This window comes from Roseomonas sp. AR75 (assembly GCF_005222815.1).
Taxonomy (GTDB): domain Bacteria; phylum Pseudomonadota; class Alphaproteobacteria; order Acetobacterales; family Acetobacteraceae; genus Falsiroseomonas.
In genome coordinates this window covers 265,216-283,033 of record NZ_STGB01000003.1, presented here as the reverse complement: position 1 = coordinate 283,033, position 17,818 = coordinate 265,216, and the positions used below count along the sequence as shown (strand labels likewise).

At 70.0% G+C, this 17,818-nt stretch carries 18 protein-coding genes; 7 read left to right on the top strand and 11 right to left on the bottom strand.

Translation table 11 applies throughout. The features are described 5' to 3' along the window. The first annotated feature begins 2 nt into the window (after positions 1-2). Both ychF and E4T13_RS13335 read left to right on the top strand, forming a co-directional pair. A complete protein-coding gene (ychF, locus tag E4T13_RS13340; RefSeq protein ID WP_137178789.1) occupies positions 3-1,097 on the top strand; it encodes a redox-regulated ATPase YchF in 1,095 nt (364 codons plus the stop codon). A 16-nt stretch (positions 1,098-1,113) separates the two neighbouring features. Further along, complete coding sequence (locus E4T13_RS13335; RefSeq protein WP_137178788.1) at positions 1,114-1,620, top strand: hypothetical protein; 507 nt, start codon at positions 1,114-1,116, stop codon at positions 1,618-1,620. A 196-nt stretch (positions 1,621-1,816) separates the two neighbouring features. Here the strand turns inward: E4T13_RS13335 and E4T13_RS13330 are convergent, their stop codons facing one another. The 4 genes from E4T13_RS13330 to E4T13_RS13315 are packed head-to-tail and all read right to left on the bottom strand — an operon-like array spanning position 1,817 to position 5,878. Further along, entirely contained in the window at positions 1,817-2,992 is a 1,176-nt protein-coding gene (locus E4T13_RS13330; protein ID WP_137178787.1) for an NAD(P)/FAD-dependent oxidoreductase, read from the bottom strand. A gap of 2 nt (positions 2,993-2,994) precedes the next feature. After that, positions 2,995-4,653 carry an NAD(P)/FAD-dependent oxidoreductase gene (locus E4T13_RS13325; RefSeq protein ID WP_137178786.1) on the bottom strand — a complete coding sequence of 553 codons (1,659 nt, stop codon included), beginning with the start codon at positions 4,651-4,653 and terminating at the stop codon, positions 2,995-2,997. A gap of 23 nt (positions 4,654-4,676) precedes the next feature. Next, a complete protein-coding gene (locus E4T13_RS13320; RefSeq protein WP_137178785.1) occupies positions 4,677-5,258 on the bottom strand; it encodes a histidine phosphatase family protein in 582 nt (193 codons plus the stop codon). Next, positions 5,255-5,878 (bottom strand): glutathione S-transferase family protein, encoded by a 624-nt coding sequence (locus tag E4T13_RS13315; protein ID WP_137178784.1) that lies wholly within the window; start codon positions 5,876-5,878, stop codon positions 5,255-5,257. The genes E4T13_RS13320 and E4T13_RS13315 overlap by 4 nt, the downstream gene beginning before the upstream one ends. Positions 5,879-5,987: 109 nt before the next feature. Between E4T13_RS13315 and E4T13_RS13310 the strand changes: the two genes are divergently transcribed. Genes E4T13_RS13310 through E4T13_RS13300 form a run of 3 tightly spaced genes read left to right on the top strand, consistent with a single transcriptional unit; the run spans position 5,988 to position 8,472 of the window. After that, positions 5,988-6,956: a tripartite tricarboxylate transporter substrate binding protein gene (locus tag E4T13_RS13310; RefSeq protein WP_137178783.1), complete on the top strand. Its 969-nt coding sequence runs from the start codon at positions 5,988-5,990 to the stop codon at positions 6,954-6,956. Between the two features lie 7 nt (positions 6,957-6,963). Next, complete coding sequence (locus E4T13_RS13305; RefSeq protein ID WP_137178782.1) at positions 6,964-7,857, top strand: fumarylacetoacetate hydrolase family protein; 894 nt, start codon at positions 6,964-6,966, stop codon at positions 7,855-7,857. A gap of 57 nt (positions 7,858-7,914) precedes the next feature. Continuing rightward, entirely contained in the window at positions 7,915-8,472 is a 558-nt protein-coding gene (locus E4T13_RS13300) for a YSC84-related protein (RefSeq protein WP_170984981.1), read from the top strand. A gap of 85 nt (positions 8,473-8,557) precedes the next feature. Here E4T13_RS13300 and E4T13_RS13295 read toward each other — a convergent pair whose 3' ends face one another. The 7 genes from E4T13_RS13295 to E4T13_RS13265 all read right to left on the bottom strand — a co-directional run bounded on the left by E4T13_RS13295 (position 8,558) and on the right by E4T13_RS13265 (position 14,963). After that, complete coding sequence (locus E4T13_RS13295) at positions 8,558-9,460, bottom strand: lipid A biosynthesis lauroyl acyltransferase (protein WP_137178780.1); 903 nt, start codon at positions 9,458-9,460, stop codon at positions 8,558-8,560. A 142-nt stretch (positions 9,461-9,602) separates the two neighbouring features. Beyond that, positions 9,603-10,625, bottom strand: coding sequence for a zinc-binding dehydrogenase (locus E4T13_RS13290; RefSeq protein ID WP_137178779.1), 1,023 nt, complete (start codon positions 10,623-10,625; stop codon positions 9,603-9,605). Continuing rightward, entirely contained in the window at positions 10,625-11,893 is a 1,269-nt protein-coding gene (locus E4T13_RS13285; protein ID WP_137178778.1) for a beta-ketoacyl-ACP synthase, read from the bottom strand. Before E4T13_RS13285 ends, E4T13_RS13290 begins: the two co-directional genes overlap by 1 nt. Then, positions 11,890-13,092 carry a beta-ketoacyl-ACP synthase gene (locus E4T13_RS13280; RefSeq protein ID WP_137178777.1) on the bottom strand — a complete coding sequence of 401 codons (1,203 nt, stop codon included), beginning with the start codon at positions 13,090-13,092 and terminating at the stop codon, positions 11,890-11,892. The genes E4T13_RS13285 and E4T13_RS13280 overlap by 4 nt, the downstream gene beginning before the upstream one ends. Next, positions 13,092-13,547, bottom strand: coding sequence for a 3-hydroxyacyl-ACP dehydratase FabZ family protein (locus tag E4T13_RS13275; protein ID WP_137178776.1), 456 nt, complete (start codon positions 13,545-13,547; stop codon positions 13,092-13,094). Before E4T13_RS13275 ends, E4T13_RS13280 begins: the two co-directional genes overlap by 1 nt. A 34-nt stretch (positions 13,548-13,581) precedes the next feature. Next, positions 13,582-13,869, bottom strand: a complete 288-nt coding sequence (locus tag E4T13_RS13270; RefSeq protein ID WP_137178775.1) for an acyl carrier protein — start codon at positions 13,867-13,869, stop codon at positions 13,582-13,584. Positions 13,870-13,982: 113 nt separating this feature from the next. Further along, entirely contained in the window at positions 13,983-14,963 is a 981-nt protein-coding gene (locus E4T13_RS13265) for a tripartite tricarboxylate transporter substrate binding protein (RefSeq protein WP_137178774.1), read from the bottom strand. Positions 14,964-15,130: 167 nt separating this feature from the next. Between E4T13_RS13265 and E4T13_RS13260 the strand changes: the two genes are divergently transcribed. Both E4T13_RS13260 and E4T13_RS13255 read left to right on the top strand, forming a co-directional pair. Beyond that, entirely contained in the window at positions 15,131-16,144 is a 1,014-nt protein-coding gene (locus tag E4T13_RS13260) for an aldo/keto reductase (RefSeq protein ID WP_137178773.1), read from the top strand. 97 nt (positions 16,145-16,241) lie between these two features. After that, entirely contained in the window at positions 16,242-17,774 is a 1,533-nt protein-coding gene (locus tag E4T13_RS13255) for an ABC transporter substrate-binding protein (RefSeq protein ID WP_137178772.1), read from the top strand. Positions 17,775-17,818: the final 44 nt, after the last annotated feature.

Below are 17,818 nucleotides of genomic sequence, written 5' to 3'. Positions count from 1 at the left end.
CGATGGGTTTCAACTGCGGCATCGTGGGGCTGCCGAATGTCGGCAAGTCCACGCTGTTCAATGCGCTGACGCAGACCGCCGCGGCGCAGGCGGCGAATTATCCGTTCTGCACGATCGAGCCGAATGTCGGCCGCGTCGCGGTCCCTGATCCACGGCTGGAGGTGCTGTCGCGCATCGGCAAGAGCCAGAAGATCATCCCGACCAGCCTGGAATTCGTGGACATCGCCGGGCTGGTGCGCGGCGCGTCCAAGGGCGAGGGCCTCGGCAACCAGTTCCTGGCCAACATCCGGGAGGTGGACGCGATCATCCATGTGCTGCGCTGCTTCGAGGATGGCGACATCACCCATGTCGAAGGCAGCGTGGACCCCGTGCGCGACGCCGAGACGGTCGAGACGGAGCTGATGCTCGCCGACCTCGACAGCCTGGAGAAGCGCGCGCTCGGCCTGGTGAAGCGGGCGCGCGGCGGCGACAAGGAAGCCATCGCCCAGATGGCGCTGATCGAGCCGCTGAAGGCCGCGCTGGAAGCGGGCAGGCCCGCGCGTACGGCGGTGCCGAAGGGCGAGGACGCGGCGGCCGCGCGGCTGCAGCTGATGACCACCAAGCCGGTGCTGTACGTGTGCAACGTGGAGGAAGGCAGCGCCGCGACAGGCAATGCGCACAGCGCGGCGGTGCAGGCGATGGCGGCGGCGCAAGGCGCCAAGGCGGTGATCGTCTCGGCGGCGATCGAGGCCGAGATCAGCCAGATGCCGGAAGCCGACCGCGGCGATTTCCTCGCGTCGCTCGGCCTGGAGGATAGCGGCCTCGATCGCATCATCCGTGCGGGCTACGAACTGCTTGGGCTGGTGACCTATTTCACCGTCGGCCCGAAGGAGACGCGGGCCTGGACCATCACCAAGGGCATGAGGGCCCCGCAGGCCGCCGGTGTGATCCATGGCGATTTCGAGCGCGGCTTCATCGCCGCCGAGACCATCGCGTATGACGACTACGTCGCGCTGGGTGGCGAGGCCGGTGCCAAGGATGCCGGGAAGATGCGCGTGGAAGGCAAGGAATACGTGGTGAAGGACGGCGACGTCCTGCTGTTCCGGTTTAATGTGTGACCTAAGCGCCATTAGCATGGGCGACGCCGACGACTCGACTATGCAGTTGGTGCGCGCAAAGGAAGCACTGCGCCAAGTAGAACAGAGGCTAGCCGCGCAGGCGACAACGCTGGCAACACTCGAGACCCGTGCAACGTCGCTTGTTGGCTGGGCTCTGGCGGGTCTTGTCGCGGGCGGTGCTGCTCTTGTGACACCGGCTGTGCCGACGGTGCTTGCTTATGCTGCTGCCGGCTTGATCGCAGCGCTCTTGGCCTCGGCGGTGACCGCGGCTTTGGCAATCGCGCCGAGGGACTGGGGAGTCCAAGGCCACCTTCCCCGCGACGTCATCGGCGACTTCGATGAGAGCGAGGCGAAGTTTCTGGAGTGGCTTGCCGAGGGCCTGGGCAAGGCTGCGGAAGACAATCGGCAGCGCATCACCGACGCCGCTCGGCGGCTCCAAATCAGTCTTCTCTGGTTCATTGCCGCTGCGCCCCTAGGATTCGTGTCGGGCGTCATCGCCTGGGCTCGGACGGCCTTGGATTAGCCGGCGGGCGGCCCGAATCGGACGGGCCGCGCTGTTCCGTCGGCTTGACCGGCTCGGGTCGCTCACGCGGTGGCCGGCCCGAGTTCTGACTGTCACTCATTCTGTGGCACCTTCACGCGACAGTGCGGCTGTTCGCGACACCATACGTCAATTGCTCCTCTCGGCAACGTATTGATGTTGGCGATCACTGTCGATCTCAAGCCGCCTCCCCCGCCGCCCAGCCGCTCGACCAGGCCCATTGGAAATTGTAGCCGCCGAGCCAGCCGGTGACGTCCACCGCCTCCCCGATGACGAACAGGCCCGGCACCGCCTTCGCCATCATCGTCCGCTGGTCGAGGCCGGCGGTGTCCACGCCGCCGAGCGTCACCTCGGCCTTGGCGTAGCCTTCGGTGCCTGAGGGCTTCAGCGTCCAGGCCTTCAGCAGCGCACCGAGCTTCCGCAGGTCGGAATCGCCGATCTCGCCGATCACGCGCGGCGGCAGGTGGCGCTCTGCCAGCGCCTGCGCCAGGCGCTGCGGCAGCAGGGCGGCAAGCACGGTCTTCGGCTCCTGCTTCGGGCGCGCGCGCTTGGCGTCCAGCAGCAGCGCGGCGGCGTCGCGATCCGGCAGCAGGTCCAGCGTGATCGTCGCGCCCTCGCGCCAGTAGGACGACGCCTGCAGGATCGCGGGGCCGGAGAGGCCGCGATGGGTGAACAGCATCGCCTCCGGAAAGCTCGCCTTGCCGCAGCGCGCCACCGTCTCCAGCGCCACGCCGGAGAGCGGGCGCATCAGCTCCAACGCATCGCCGGAGAAGGCGAGCGGCACCAGGCCGGGGCGGATCTCGGTCAGCGCCAGGCCGAAGCGCTGCGCCAAGTCATGCGCGAAGCCCGTCGCGCCCATCTTCGGGATGGACAAACCGCCGGTGGCCAGCACCAGCGACGCCGCGCCGAACGCACCATGGTCGGTGGCGATGCGGAAGCGGTCCGCGCGGGTGATGTCGGTGACTCGATGGCTGACGCGCAGCTCCACGCCGACGGCGCCGCATTCCGCCAGCAGCATCGCGACGATCTGCCGCGCCGATCCGTCGCAGAACAACTGGCCGAGCGTCTTCTCGTGGAAGGCGATGCGGTGCTTCTGCACCAGCGCGCAGAAATCGTGCTGCGTGTAGCGCGCCAGCGCGGAGCGCGCGAAATGCGGGTTCTGCGAGAGGAAGCGATCCGGCACGCAGCCGAGATTGGTGAAGTTGCACCGCCCCCCGCCGCTGATCAGGATTTTTTGTCCCGGTGCTTCGGTGTGCTCGAGGACCAGCACGCGGCGGCCGCGCTGTCCCGCGCGGATCGCGGCCATCAGCCCGGCTGCGCCCGCGCCGATCACGACGACGTCGAAGTCTTGCATGGTCAGGCGGCCGCGGCTTCCAGCCCGGCCATGTCGCGTGCCACCGCTTCCGCCACGCGGATGCCGTCCACGCCGGCGGAGAAGATGCCGCCCGCATAGCCCGCGCCCTCGCCGGCCGGATACAGGCCGAGCGTGTTGACGCTGCGGAAGCTGGCGTCGCGCCGGATGCGCACGGGGGAGGAGGTGCGCGTCTCCACCCCCGTCATCACCGCATCCGCCATGTCGAAGCCCGCGATCTGGCGGCCGAAGGCGGGCAGCGCCTCGCGGATCGCGGCGACGACGAAATCTGGCAGGCATCGCGAGAGGTCGGTCGGCGTGACGCCAGGCTTGTAGCTGGGGACCACCTCGCCAAGCTGCGTCGAGCCGCGTGACGCGAGGAAATCGCCGACGCGCTGCGCGGGCGCGCGGTATTCGCCGCCGCCCGCGACGAAGGCCGCATCCTCCCATCGCCGCTGCAGCGCGACGCCGGCGAGCGGATCGCCGGGGTAGTCCACCTCCGGTGTGATCCCCACGACGATGCCGGCATTCGCGTTGCGCTCGGCGCGCGAATACTGGCTCATGCCGTTGGTCACCACGCGCCCATCCTCGCTGGTGGCAGCGACCACCGTGCCGCCCGGGCACATGCAGAAGGAATAGACGCTGCGGCCTTCCAGCCCCTTGCCGCGGCAATGATGCACCAGCTTGTAGTCGGCGGCGCCGAGGATGCGGTTGCCCGCGAAGCTGCCGAAACGCGCGCGGTCGATCAGCGATTGCGGGTGCTCGATGCGCACGCCGATGGAGAAGGGTTTTGGCTCCACATGCACGCCGCGTTGCAGCAGCGTGGCGAAGGTGTCGCGCGAGGAATGGCCGATCGCCAGCACGACATGGTCGGTCTCGATCGTCTCGCCGGATTCGGTGACGATGCCGCGCATGCGGCGCAGCCCGTCACGGCCGGTCTCGACGACGAAATCCGTCACCTTGGTGCCGAAGCGGTATTCGCCGCCAAGCGCCTCGATCTTGGCGCGCATGGATTCGACCATCTGCACCAGGCGAAAGGTGCCAATATGCGGCTTGGCGACCCACAGGATCTCTTCCGGCGCGCCGGCCAGCACGAACTCCTCCAGCACCTTGCGGCCGAGATGCTGCGGATCCTTGATGCCGGACCACAGCTTGCCGTCGGAGAAGGTGCCGGCGCCGCCCTCGCCGAACTGCACGTTGCTTTCCGTGGTGAGCTGGCCGCGGCGCCACAGCGCCCAGGTGTCCTTGGTGCGTTCCCGCACCACCTTGCCGCGCTCCAGGATGATCGGCCGGAAGCCCATCTCCGCCAGGATCAGCGCGGCCAGGATGCCGCAGGGCCCGGTGCCGATCACCACGGGCCGCTTCGCCGGCGGCGTGCGCGCCCGGGTCACATGGCGATAGGTGGTGTCGGGCGCCGGCCCCAGCGTGCGCGCCAGCACCGCATCGCGCGCGTGCCGGCGCAGCAGCGCGGCCTCGTCGCGCACGGTGAAGTCCAGCGTGTAGACCAGCTCGATCGCGCTGCGCCTTCGCGCATCCCAGGCGCGGCGCGCGACGGTGCAGGACAGCAGCTCGCCCGGCCGCAGATCGAGCCGCGCGACCAGCGCGGCCTCGACCGCGCCGGGCGGATGGTCCAGCGGCAGCTTGAGTTCGGTGAGCCTCAGCATCGCCGCGCCATATGGTCCGCCGCTCAGCCCTCCGCCAGCACCGCCGGCGCGATGTCCCATGCCGTGCCGCCATCCTTGGGCGGCGCGATCAGCATGGGCAGGGCGTTCGGCGTGCGGACATTCGGCTCATGCCCGAGCGCCAGGCGCAGCGCGCGGAACAGCGCGCCATGCGCCACCACCGCCACCGGCGCCGGAAGCGCCAGCGCCGCGTTCACGCCCCGCACCGCGCGTTCCAGCAAACCTTGGAAGGTTTCGGCGCCGTGCGGCGTGTAGGTGCCGGCGATCCAGTCGTCGTACCAGTCGCCCATCGGCAAGCCTTCCTGCTCGCCGAAATTCACCTCCGCGAGGTCGTCGTTCAGCACCACCTTGAGGCCGAGCGGCGCGGCGACCACCTCCGCCGTGCGCTTCGCGCGCAGCAGCGGGGAGGCGACGATGCTCTTCACGCCGCTGCTGCGCATGGCATGCGCCGCGCGCTCCGCCTGCATCTCGCCGACACGGTTGAGCGGGATGTCGGTGCGGCCCTGGGAAAGGCCCTGCGCGTTCCAGTCCGTCTCGCCGTGACGGATGAACCAGAACGGCCGGCGGAGCAGCGCGGGGAGGCTCACGCGGCCAGGCCTTCCTGCGCCAGGGTGCGCTGCACGGCAGGCCGCGCCAGCATCGCCTTCAGATGCGCATCCAGATGCGGCGGCAGCGTCATCCCGGACCGGCGCGTCGCCCAGTATTCAACGAAGAACAGCGCGGCATCCGCCACCGAGTAGCCCGAGGGCAGCAGCCAGGTGCCGCCCTTCCAGCCCTTCTCGATCGTCTCGAAATACTTCTGGGCGTTCTGCTTCCCGAGCTCCACCGACTTCGGATGGTCTTCCTCGCGGAAGGAGAAGTTGCCGGGGCGGAACTGGCGGGTGAAGCCGTGCGGATGCACCGTGCCGCAGATGTAGTCCAGCATCTCCAGGCAGCGGACCTCGCCTTCGAAGTCGCTGGGGATGAGGCCCGCTTCCGGGTTGGACTTCGCCAGCCAGAAGGCGATCACCGGGAATTCCGTCAGCACCTTGCCGTCGCCGCGGTCGAGCGCCGGCACCTTGGACTTCGGGTTGACCGCCATGTACTCAGGCTTGTACTGCGCGCCGTCCTTCAGCGCGACGAGCGAAAGCTCATAGGGCTTGCCGATCTCTTCCAGGATCACGTGGATGCCAAGCGAGCAGGCGCCAGGCGAATAGTGGAGCTTCACGGCTTTCCTCCGTTGCGGGTGCGCCCTTCTAGGGCGCGGCGGGGGGGCGCGGCCAGCCCCCTTGGCCAGCCCGCCCGCAGGCCGCAATCTGCCGGCGGAGGACCGTTCCATGCCAATCCGTCGTCGCCACCTGCTGGCAGCCGTGCCGGCACTCTCCCTGCCGCGCCTGGCGCAGGCGCAGCAGGAATACCCCACCCGCACCGTGACCATCGTGGTGCCGTTCCCGCCGGGCGGCGGCACCGATGTGCTGGCACGCATGCTGGCGCAGCACTTCCAGGAGTCATGGCGGCAGAGCGTGGTGGTGGAGAACCGCGGCGGCGGCGCCGGGCGCATCGGGCTGCAGCAGGTGCAGCGCGCCGCGCCGGATGGCTACACGCTGATGGTGACCTCGACCGGCGGCATCATGGGCCTGGCTGGCGCGCAGCAGGAATTCCGCGTGCGCAGCCAGCTCACGCCGATCAGCCTGATCGCGGCGCCGGCCTATGTGCTGGCGGTCAATCCCGCGCTCGGCGTCCAGGATGCGGCGGGGCTCATCGCGAAGGCGAAGGCGCAGCCCGGCAGCATCGCCTTCGGCAGTTCCGGCACCGGCGCGGCCAGCCACCTGGCGGCGGAGCTTTTCGCATCGCTGGCCGGCATCGAGATCCTGCACGTTCCGTATCGTGGCACGGGTCCGGCGCTGACCGACCTGATCGCGGGCCGCATCCAGCTGATGTTCGCCCCGCCGCAGACGGTGGCGGCCGCGGTGCAGGCGGGGCAGGTGAGGAACCTGGCCGTCACCTCGGAACGGCCGACGGCCCTGCTGCCGGGGCTGCGCACGGTGAGCGAGACCGGGCTGCCCGGCTATTCCGCGGTGGGCTGGTTCGGCCTGTTCGCCCCGCGCGGCCTGCCGGAGGCGCTGGCCAGCCGCATTGCCGCCGACGCCGCCCGGGCGCTCGGCACCCCGGAGACGAAGGCGCGCCTGGCCGCGCTGGGCGCCGAGCCGGAGCCGATGACGCCGGACGCCTTCGCCGCCTACATCGACGCGGATATCGCCAAGTGGCAGCGCGTCGTCCGCGAACGCGGCATCACCCTGGAGTAGTCACCGCATGATCCGACTGGCCAGCTTCCTCTCGCCCGGCGATGTGCGCCCGCGCTTCGGCGCGGCGGAAGGCGATACGCTGCGCGACCTGACCGCGGCGCATGGCCCGGACTGGGACATGGTGCGCGCGCTGCGCCTGACGCCGGCGGAGCTGCGCGACTTCGTCGCGGCGGGAAGCATGCGGCTGCCGTTGGCGCATTGCCATCTGCTGCCGCCGGTGCCCGTGCCGGGCAAGATCTTCTGCGTCGGCAAGAACAGCAAGGTCCACCGGCAGGAGCTCGTGCGCGAAGGCATGCTGAAGGAGGACCCGCAGGAACCCACCGGGTTCGTGAAGCTGGTCGAGACCATGGTGGGGGAGGGCGCGCGCGTCGTGCGGCCGGAGGGCATCTCCACCTTCGACTACGAGCCGGAACTTGCCTTCATCGTCACCCGCCGCGCGCATCGCGTGCCGCGGGAGCGCGCGCGGGAGTACGTGGGCGCCATCACCGTGCTGAACGACCTGACCGCGCGCGAGATCCAGAAGCAGGAGGTGGTGTCCGGCACGAAGTTCTGGACGTCCAAGAACATGCCGGGCTTCTGCCCGGTCGGGCCTTATGCGGTGCCGCTGTCGGAGATCGCCGATCCCTACGACCTGTTCCTGACCTGCGCGGTGAACGGCCAGCAGCGGCTGCGCGTCAGCACCGACGAGTACATCCACCGGATCGAGGGCATCATCGCCCACTTCACCCGCTTCATGCCCTTCGAGGCCGGCGACGTGATCGCCACCGGCGCGCCGCGCGGCACCGCCATCGGCCATCCGAACGCCGCGGAGCTGTATCTGAAGCCGGGCGATGTCTGCGTGGCCGGGCTGGAAGGTGTCATGCAGTTGACCACGCGAATCGTTGCGCCCGGGGAGGCATGAGCCCGGCGGGGTGCTATGCTGCCCAGTGCGCGCCTGGGGCGCGAGGAGGATGAAGCCATGATCACGCGCCGCAACGCCGCCGCCGGACTTCTCGCCGGGACCGGGATTGCCGCCCTGAGCGCCACGCCGGCGCGCGCCGACACCAAGGCCGAGATCGACGCCAATGTCGCGGCCGCGATGGAGCGGCTGCGCCGGATGGACAATGCCGAGCCGCTGCTGCGCGTCTCCGTCGCGCAGCTGATCTTCCCGCGCATCCTGAGCGGCGGGTTCATCGTGGGCGGCCAGTATGGCGAGGGCGCGCTGCTGCGGAACGGCGCGACGGTCAGCTACTACCGCATCGCCGGCGCCTCCTTCGGCCTGGTGGCGGGCGCGCAGACCGCCGGGCTCGCGATGCTGTTCATGAAGGAGGAGGCGCTCGCGGCGCTGCAGCGCAACGATGGCTGGGAGATCGGCACCGGGCCTTCGGTGGTCTTCCTCGATCGCGGGCTGCAGGCCAATGCGAGCACGACGACGCTGAGCGAGCCGGTCTATGCCGTCAGCTTCAACCAGCAGGGGCTGATGGCATCGCTGACGATCAACGGGACGAAGATCACGCGCTTCACGCCGGGGACGTAAGGGGGCCTCACCTCCCTCCCCCGCATGCGGGGGAGGGTCGGGGTGGGGGCAGTTCCAGGTTGGCCAGGAAAGTCTGGCCTGCCCGCTACATTCGCCAGCGGCGGTGCTGCCAAAGCCACTGACCCGGATGCTCGCGGATCCAGCCTTCGACGATGTCGTTGATCGCCTGGGTCGCGGCGTCCACGGCCACCTGGCCGCGGGCATCGCGCGGCAGCGCCACCTCCTCCGTCAGTTCCAGCCGGAAGCGATTGCCGGGCAGGCGGATGGCGCGGGTGCCGTGCACCGGCACATCGAAGCGGCGTGCCAGCCGGGCGATCAGCGGGTTGGCGGTGGCGGTTCGGCCGAAAAAGCGGATCTTCGGGCCGCGGCCGAAGCGCTGGTCCACCAGCATGCCGACATGCACGCCCGCATCCAGCACCTCCATCATGCGCACCGGTGCGGAGATGCCGGCCGGGATCAGCTCGCCCATGACGTCGCGGCGCATCGCCAGGATGTCGCGTGCGATCGCGCGGTTGTTCGGCGTGCGGTAGAGCGCGGCGGCGTCCAGCCCGTGCATGCGCGCGGCGACCGCGGGCAGTTCCCAGTTGGCGAGATGGGCAGCGAAGAACAGCGCGGCGCGGCCATCGTCGCGCAGGCGCAGGAAGCGCTCAGCCGTGTCCTCGTCCATCACGATGCGACCGCGGTTGAAATCCTCGGGATCGTGGTCCCAGAGCGCGCCGAGATGGACATATTCGCAGGCGGTGCGGCCGAGATTGTCCCAGCTCTCGCGCAGGATCGCCGCGCGTTCGGCGTCGGATTTCTCGGGGAAGGCGGCGGCGATGTTCTCGTGCGCGATGCGGTTCGCCGGCGTCAGCGGCGCGATCAGCCGGGCGCCCGCGCCGCCGAGGTTGGAGGCGCGGTCGGGTCCCAGCGCACGCACCAGCGCGAAGGCGCCGCGCACGATGGCGGCGAGGGATTCGTCGGCGAGGTTGCGGAGCGTGTCGCGCATCGTTCAGGCGTCATGCCAAGCGTCGGTCGGCAGGCCCAGCGCGCGACCGCGCGCCGCGCACAGACCGAAACCACCCTCTAGCCCGCCCGTGGCCTGCGCGAAACCAGGGCCGCGGAGCGGCCGCCCGGCGTCTGACGGCATGTCATAAGGTCACGATGATCTTGCCGAAGACGCGGCGCGATTCCAGCCGCTCCAGCCCCTCGCCGAAGCGCTCCAGCGGCACGACCGTGTCGAGCACAGGCAGGATGCCCTGCGCCATCTTCGCCACGCCGTTCGCCACGTTCTCGATCCGGCAGCCGAAGCTGCCGAAGATGTGGAGCTGGCGCTGGAACAGCATCATCAGGTTGGTCTCTGCCGTGACGCCGGAGGTCGAGCCGCAGGTGACGAGCCGCCCGCCCATGCGCAGCGACAGCAGCGAGGCCGCCCAGGTCGCGGCGCCGACATGCTCGAACACCACATCCACGCCGACCTTGTTGGTGACACGCCGCGCAACGGAAGAGAAGTTCTTCTCGCTGTAGTTCACGACGTGATCGGCGCCGAGCTCTTTCGCCTTGGCGCATTTCTCGTCGTCGCCGGCCGTCGCGATCACCGTGCAGCCCAGCGCCTTCGCCGTGCGGATGGCGTAGGAGCCGATGCCGGAGCCCGCGGCCTGGATCAGGATGGTCTCGCCGGGCTGCAGCCTGGCATTGTCGAACAGCATGTGCTCGACCGTGCCGACCGTGACGACGGAGCAGGCGGCATCCTCGTAGCTGACGGAGGCCGGCACCTTCACCATCGTGCGCGCCGGCCAGTTCGCGACCTCGCGCGCGAAGCCGTCCACATGGAAGCCGGCGACGCCCTGCACGTTCTCGCAGAGGTTATCGCGGCCCGCGCGGCATTGCGCGCAGGTGCCGCAGGTGCGCGCGCCATAGGGCGTGGCACGGTCGCCGACGGACCAGCCGGTCACGCCCTCGCCCAAGGCCACCACCTCGCCCGCGGCCTCCGCGCCGACAACCAGCGGCAGCGTGCGCTGCGCGAAGGCCATGCCGCGCCAGCCCCACACATCGATGTGGTTCAGCGCGACGGCGCGCACCCGCATCTGGATCTCGCCGGGACCGGGCGGCGGCGGCGGCGCGATCTCCTCCAGCCGCAGATCCTTGTCGCCATGCAGGCGCAGCGCGCGCATCAGGCGGGCGCCCCGGAAATGACCAGGCAGACATTCTGCCCGCCGAAGCCGAAGCTGTTGGAGAGCACGTTCGTCACCTTCGCGTCTCGCGCGACATTCGGCACCACGTCCAGCGTGATCGCGGGATCGGGTTCCTCGTGGTTGATGGTCGGCGGCAGCACCTGGTCGCGCAGCGCAAGCAGGCTGAACGCCGCCTCGATCGCGCCGGCGGCGCTCAGCGTGTGGCCGATCATGGATTTGTTGGAGGAGATCGGCGGTGCCGCGTCGCCGAACACGGCGCGCATGCCCAGCGTCTCCATCTTGTCGTTCTCGGGCGTGCCGGTGCCATGGGCATTGACGTAGTCGATCGCGCCCGGCTCCAGCCCCGCATCGGCGATGGCGTTGCGCATCGCCTTGATCACCGCACCGCCATCCGGGTTCGACCGCGTGCGGTGGAAACTGTCCGACTTCTCGCCGCAGCCGCGCAGGATGCCCAGCACCTTGGCGCCACGCGCCGTCGCATGCTCCAGGCTCTCCAGCACCAGGCAAGCGGCGCCCTCGCTCATCACGAAGCCGTCGCGCGTCTTCTCGAAGGGGCGCGCGGCCTTCGCCGGATCGTCGTTCCGCGTGGACAGTGCCGAGAGCAGCGAGAAGCGGATCAGCGCCTCCGCCTGCACGGTGCCGTCCGCGCCGATGGCCAGCGCCGCCTCTGCCTCGCCACGGCGGATCGCCTCGACGCCGAGCTGGATCGCCGAGGCACCCGTAGCGCAGGCGGTGGAGAGCGCGATGGGCGCGCCGCGCGTGCCGAAGCGCTCCGCCAGCTTCTCGCCGACGCTGGCGAAGGCGGCGACGCGATAGAGCGATTCCAGCCCTGTCGCGGCTTCCGTCAGCGCCGGATAGAGCGGCGGCGTCGGTGCGATCTTCGCGGCCAGGCGGAAGCGGTCGGGCCATTCCGTCTCGACCGGCGGCATGCCGAGCATCAGCGGGCCGGGGAATGCCCCGCGCGGCAGCCCGGCGGTGGCCAGCGCCTCCTCGGCGGCAAGCGTTGCGTAGCGCGTGACGCGCTCCGAGGAGCACATCGCGCCGGTGTCCTCGTTAGGCAGGTCCACCGTACCGGCGATGGTGGTGCGCAGATGCGCGATCGGGAAGCGCGTGATGCGGCGGATGCCGGAGCGTCCGGCGCGCAGCGCCGACCAGTTGTCCTCCACGCCAACACCAAGCGGCGTGACGAGCCCGATGCCGGTCACGGCGACGATGGGCCGCCCGGCATGATCGCGATACGCGCTCATGGCTGCTCCCCCGCCGGGATCGCCGAGAGATGCGCCATGGCCTCCCCACGCCAGGCAGCGAAGCCGGTGACGAGGATGTCGCGCGGCGCCTGCTCGTAACGCGCTTCGAGCTTCTCCATCGAAGCGGGGAACACGCCTTCGGACAGGCACAGCGCCGCGAGCGCGATGTTCGCCGGGAAGGTCGCCTCCACGCCCCAGCCGAAACGGCTGCCGGTGGCGCGCACGGCCAGCGGCCGTGTCAGCGCGCCCAGCACCTCGCGCTCCAGCACGGTCGGGATGGCGGCGCCGGTGCAGCCGGAGAGCACGGGCAGCACGCCCTCGCCGAGCCGCGGCGCGATACGGGCGAAGGCCTGCGCCATCGCCTCATGGCCGGTGTCCTCCGCGGTGCGCCGCGCCTGCGCGCTGGCCACGGCGTTGAGTTTCGCAAGCCCCTGCGCGCCGCGGGCGCGGGCATGCGCCGCCGTCTCCATCACCACGAAGCCACCGAGCGTGCCGGTGATGGCACCGGGCGCATCCTCCCGCGAGAAGACCGCAGCCCAGGGTCCGCGGCGCAGCAGGCTGGCGTTGTTGTACAACATCAGCATGTCCCAGCGCGGCGCCGAATAGGCGCCCCCGGCGAGGGCGATGGGCGAGTTGCCTTCCGCCACGCGCGCAGCGGCGATGCGCACAGCATCGGCGCCGGCCTGGTCCTCGCCCATGAAGGTGCGCGAAGCGCCGGTGACGCCATGGACGATGGAGATGTTGCCCGCCAGCAGGTTGGACAATTGCGCGAGGAACAGCGTCGGCCGCAGCCCGCCCGCCAGCATCTCGTTGAGCTTCACCGCGGCTTCGGCCGGCGGCAGCGGCGCCAGCGCCGAGAGCACGGCATCGTCCAGCGCCACGTCCCGCTCGCCGCCGCCGGCGGCGACGATCAGGTCCATGTCGCCGACCAGGCCACGCGCATTCGCGTCGTCGATGGCAAGCCCGGCGGTGTAGGTGCCGAGGCGCTGCCAGGGCTCCATCTGCCGCTGGTCGCCCTTCTTCGGGATCTGCCTGTCCAGTTCCAGCGTCGGGCTCGGATGGATCGGGAAGGGGGTGTAGGTCGTGTCGTCCAGCGCGGCCGGCGCGGTGGATTCCAGCGCCGCCAGATGCGCCGCGCGGCCTTCACCGGCGGAGGACACCAGGCCGATGCCGGTGATCCAGATATCGGTGTCGGCCATCAGCAGAAACCCGGCAGGCCGATGCGCTTCGCGTTGCCGCGCATCGCCGCCTCCAGCTCCGGCGCCGGGAAGGGCATCAGGCGGAAGTTGATTTCCGCATCGGCGACGCGCTTGCCGCCCGCTTCGATCCGCGCCTCGGTCACGGCATAGCCGGACCCGTCATGCGTACGGCGGGAGGTGACGGTGAGCTCCGTTCCCGGCGTGACGAAGCCGCGGAACTTCGCTTCGGCAACCTTCAGCAGGAAGGGCATGGTCGTGAAGCCGCTGAGCGCCATCAGCAGCCAGCCGCCGGTCTGCGCCATGGTCTCCACCATCAGCACGCCCGGCAGGATCGGATGGCCGGGGAAATGACCCTCGAAGACGGGGCTTTCGTTCGGCACGAAGCTGGCGACCGTGATCGTCTCGTCCTCGAGGGCGAGCACCCGGTCCACCATCTGGAAATATTCAAGCCGCATGGCGGCCCTGACGCCCCCCCTTGCGTGGCGCGGCTCAGGCCGCGCCCTTGGCCGCCACCAATTCCTCGATGCGCTGCGCCAGGTTGCCCATGACGAAATACTGCTCGGCCGGCGCCTTCCCGGCGTTCACTTCCTGCGTCCAGGCTTCCACCGGCACCTTGATGCCGAATTCCTTGTCGATCGCGAAGACGATATCCAGGAAGTCCAGGCTGTCGATGCCCAGGTCGTTGATCACATGGGCTTCCGGCGTGATCTTCTCGCGCGGGACTTCGCTGTTCTCGGCAATGATATCGGCGATTCGGTCGAAGACCGGGGAGGTCATGGGGCGGGACTCCGGGCGGATGCGCCGGGCGGCGCTCGCCCGCGTCTTGGCCCGATCCGGGCGGCTTGTCCAGCGGAGGGGGCGAACCCCTCCGCCGGGCCGCGGCCAGCCGGTTATTCCGGCTTGAGCCCCGTCGCCTCAACCAGCGCCTTCCAGGTGGTTCGCTGCGCCCGCATCAGCGCTGCGAACTCGGCCGGGGTGGAAGGATAGGGCGCATTGCCGTTGGCCTCGAGCCGCCGGATCAGATCCGGATTCTTCAACCCCTCGTTGATGATGCGGTTCATGCGGGCGACGATCGGCTCCGGGATGCCCTTGGGGCCCATGATCGCGGAAAAGCTGGGCAGGTCGTAGTTCGGCACGCCCTGCTCCTGCACCGTGGGGAATTCCGGCGCCAGGGGCCAGCGCTGCGGGCTGGTGACCGCCAGGGCGCGCACCTGGCCGGCGCGCACCGCGGGGATGATGCCTGCGAAGCTGTCGAAGACGAGCTGGATGTTGCCGGCGATCAGGTCGGCCAGCGCCGGCGCCGCGCCGCGATAGGGCACATGCGTCAGCTCCACCCCCGTGCGCTGCATGAACAGCACGCCGAGCATGTGGTTGGCGCCGCCCGCGCCGGCCGAACCGTAGTTCAGCCTGCCGGGATTCGCCTTGGCATAGGCGATCAGCTCCTGGATGTTGCGGACCGGCAGCGAATTGGTCACGCAGACCATGGCGGTGCCGGTGGCGAAGGTGGCGATGGCGGTGAAGTCGTCCACGCCCTCATAGCCGGCATTCTTGAACAGCAGCGGCGCGCCGAGATGGCTGGAGGGGCTCGCCATCATGACCACGTAGCCATCCGGCGCGGATTGCGCGACATGCGCGGTGCCGATCGTGCCGCCGGCGCCGGCCCGGTTGTCCACCACCACCGGCACGCCGAGCCCCTCCTGCAGCACCTGTGCCTGCAGCCGGCCGGCGATGTCGCTCGCGCCGCCCGGGGGATAGGGCACGACCAGCCGGATCTGCCGGCTCGGCCAGGCGGGCTGTGCCAGGGCCGGCATGGCCAGGGTCGCGGCGCCAAGGGCGGGAAGGGCAGCGAGCACGCTGCGGCGGCGGATCATGCGGTGGTCTCCCGGTCGTGTGTCGGTCCGTCAGCCTGGGGCACGGACGTCCTGTGCGTCTGTCGAGAAGCAAGAATGAGACCAGCGCGTTCTGCAACCCAGCCGGCGTTTGCCGTGCGGATGCGACCCGCGCAGAGTGCCGCGCCGCCTCCGGAGGACGACGCGCAATGGAACACCGCAAGCTCGGCGCCAGCGGGCTGAAGGTCTCGCCGCTCTGCCTCGGCACGCTGATGTTCGGCGGGCCGACGGAGGAAGCCGAGGCCGCGCGCATCGTGGGCCTGGCGCAGGATGCGGGCATCAACTTCATCGACACGGCGGACGCCTACAATGCCGGGCTGTCGGAGGAGATCACCGGTCGCCTGGTGAAGCGGGCGCGGAGCTGGTGGGTGGTGGCGACGAAGCTGGCCAACCCCGTCGGCGAGGGGCCCAACGACCGCGGCCTGTCGCGCCGGCATTGCATGGATGCGGTGGAATCGAGCCTGCGTCGCCTGGACATCGGGACGATCGACATCCTTTACCTGCACAAGGAGGATCACGGAACGCCGCTGGCCGAGACGGTGCGCGCCATGGGCGACCTGATCAGGCAGGGCAAGGTGCTGCATTTCGGCGTCTCCAACTACCGCGCCTGGCGCGTGGCGGAGATCTGCCGGCTCTGCGACGAGATGGGCATCGACCGCCCGATCGTCAGTCAGCCGCTGTACAACGCCCTGAACCGCCAGGCGGAGACCGAGCACCTGCCGGCCTGCGCCTTCTACGGCCTTGGCGTCGCGCCCTATTCGCCGCTGGCGCGCGGCGTGCTGACGGGGAAATACGCAACCCAGGGCGCGCCGGACCCGGAGACGCGGGCCGGCCGCGCCGATCCGCGCATGATGCAGACGGAGTTCCGCCCGGACAGCCTGCGCATCGCGCAGGTCCTGCGTGCCCATGCCGAAAGCCGCGGCATCACCGCGAGTCAGTTCGCGCTGGCCTGGCTGCTGAACAACCGCATCGTGTCCAGCGCCATCTGCGGTCCGCGCACATTCGGGCAATGGCAGGACAATCTGGGCGCGCTGCGCTATGCCTTCACGGCAGAGGACGAGGCGCTGGTGAATGGGCTGGTCCCCGCCGGGCATCCCTCGACGCCAGGCTACAACGACCCTGCCTATCCGATCGAGGGTCGGGTGCCGCGCAACGCGGCATGAGGCGGCTGCGACCGATCTTCTCGCGAAGCAAGACACTTGACACCCGCGGCGTCGCGCGCGGCAATCGCCCCGATGTGGGGCCCTGGGAGATAATCACATGCCGATACTGACCCGTCGCGCCGCCATGGTGGGCGCCACCGCCTTCGGCGTCCTGCCGGTGATGCGCCTCGCTCACGCGCAGCAGAGCCGCGATGTGCTGCGCTTCGGCCTTTCGGTGTGGCCGCCCAACCTGCAGCCCTGGCAGTCGGTCGGCCAGGCGGCCGGCATGATCAAGATGCTCGTCGGGCGGCGCCTCGTCGGGTTCGACGCGGCCGGCGAGCTGCGCCCGGAACTGGCCCGGGAGTTCGGCCGCGACCCCGCCGACGGCGCCTGGGTGTTCCGGCTCGATCCGCGCGCGACCTTCCACAATGGCGAGAAGCTGACATCGGCCGACGTGAAGTGGTGCATCGAGCAGATCGCGGGCGAGCGCTCCACCGCCTATTACCGCGTCCAGATGCAGGGCATCGCGCGCATCGAGACGCCCGACGCGCACACCGTGCGGCTCTACACGAAGGAGCCAACGGCGACCGTCGCGCACTGGTTCGCCAACTACAACATGCCGATCATCTCCCGCGCGACGCGGGACATGAGCAACCCGATCAATTGCGGCCCCTACCGGATCGCCAGCCAGGAGCGCGGCAGCTGGATCGAGCTGCAGGCTGTGCCGAACTACTGGCAGCCCGGCGCGCCGAAGACGCGCACCATCCGCATGACGCTCGTGGCCGACGAATCGCTGCGCCTCGCGGCGCTGCAATCGGGCGACCAGGACTTCATCGAATTCGTGCCCTGGACCGGGATGGCCGCGGTGGAGGCGGACCCGCGCTTCAAGCTGGAAAGCACGATGGGTCCGTTCATGGACATCCTGTTCAACGGAACGCGCCCGCCCTTCGACAACCCGCTGGTGCGCCGCGCCGTGGCGCATGCGGTGAAGCGCGACGACATCGTGCGCGTCGCCTTCTCCGGCCGCGGCAAGCCCCTGGAGGGCATGCCGATCGTGGAAGGCACGCCCTGGTGGGACGCGGAGCTCTCCCGCGGCCACAACTACGATCCCGAACGCGCCAAGGCGCTGCTGGCCCAGGCCGGGCATCCGAACGGTTTCAATACGACGCTGCTGACCACCGGCGCCTTCGCGATGCACAAGGACAGCGCCGAGGTGGCGCAGCAATACCTGGCTGCCATCGGCATCCAGGCGGAGCTGCGCGTGGTGGATTGGTCCACGCGCACAAGCCTGGGCATTCGCGGCCAGTACGATCTGGCGGTGCACGGCGTCTCCGCCGACTTCAACGATCCGGACGGCCTGACCGTGGTGCTCGACACCTCGCTCTCCGCCGCGCATGGGCGCAGCTTCGGCCTGCGCACGCCGCGCACGACGGAGCTTCTGCGCAAGGGACGCGAGGAGTTCGACCAGGCGAAGCGGGTCGAGATCTACAAGGACATGCAGCGCGCCGCGCTGGAGGAGGTGCCGATCGTCGGCCTGGCCTGGCGCGAGCAGGGCTATGCCTTCACCCGGCGCGTCACGGGCTTCAACATCCTGCCCGGCTCGCTCGCGCTGTCGAGCGGCGTCAACCTGGAGTTCGTGAGCCTCGGGTAGCGGCCTTGTCGGTTCCCACATCCGCGGCACGCGGGCGCCTGCAT

Coding starts and splice junctions, on each gene's coding strand:
- ychF (WP_137178789.1), top strand. CDS start 3: ATGGGTTTCAACTGCGGCATCGTGGGGCTGCCGAATGTCGGCAAGTCC.
- E4T13_RS13335 (WP_137178788.1), top strand. CDS start 1,114: ATGGGCGACGCCGACGACTCGACTATGCAGTTGGTGCGCGCAAAGGAA.
- E4T13_RS13330 (WP_137178787.1), bottom strand. CDS start 2,992: ATGCAAGACTTCGACGTCGTCGTGATCGGCGCGGGCGCAGCCGGGCTG.
- E4T13_RS13325 (WP_137178786.1), bottom strand. CDS start 4,653: ATGCTGAGGCTCACCGAACTCAAGCTGCCGCTGGACCATCCGCCCGGC.
- E4T13_RS13310 (WP_137178783.1), top strand. CDS start 5,988: ATGCCAATCCGTCGTCGCCACCTGCTGGCAGCCGTGCCGGCACTCTCC.
- E4T13_RS13305 (WP_137178782.1), top strand. CDS start 6,964: ATGATCCGACTGGCCAGCTTCCTCTCGCCCGGCGATGTGCGCCCGCGC.
- E4T13_RS13300 (WP_170984981.1), top strand. CDS start 7,915: ATGATCACGCGCCGCAACGCCGCCGCCGGACTTCTCGCCGGGACCGGG.
- E4T13_RS13295 (WP_137178780.1), bottom strand. CDS start 9,460: ATGCGCGACACGCTCCGCAACCTCGCCGACGAATCCCTCGCCGCCATC.
- E4T13_RS13290 (WP_137178779.1), bottom strand. CDS start 10,625: ATGCGCGCGCTGCGCCTGCATGGCGACAAGGATCTGCGGCTGGAGGAG.
- E4T13_RS13285 (WP_137178778.1), bottom strand. CDS start 11,893: ATGAGCGCGTATCGCGATCATGCCGGGCGGCCCATCGTCGCCGTGACC.
- E4T13_RS13280 (WP_137178777.1), bottom strand. CDS start 13,092: ATGGCCGACACCGATATCTGGATCACCGGCATCGGCCTGGTGTCCTCC.
- E4T13_RS13275 (WP_137178776.1), bottom strand. CDS start 13,547: ATGCGGCTTGAATATTTCCAGATGGTGGACCGGGTGCTCGCCCTCGAG.
- E4T13_RS13270 (WP_137178775.1), bottom strand. CDS start 13,869: ATGACCTCCCCGGTCTTCGACCGAATCGCCGATATCATTGCCGAGAAC.
- E4T13_RS13265 (WP_137178774.1), bottom strand. CDS start 14,963: ATGATCCGCCGCCGCAGCGTGCTCGCTGCCCTTCCCGCCCTTGGCGCC.
- E4T13_RS13260 (WP_137178773.1), top strand. CDS start 15,131: ATGGAACACCGCAAGCTCGGCGCCAGCGGGCTGAAGGTCTCGCCGCTC.
- E4T13_RS13255 (WP_137178772.1), top strand. CDS start 16,242: ATGCCGATACTGACCCGTCGCGCCGCCATGGTGGGCGCCACCGCCTTC.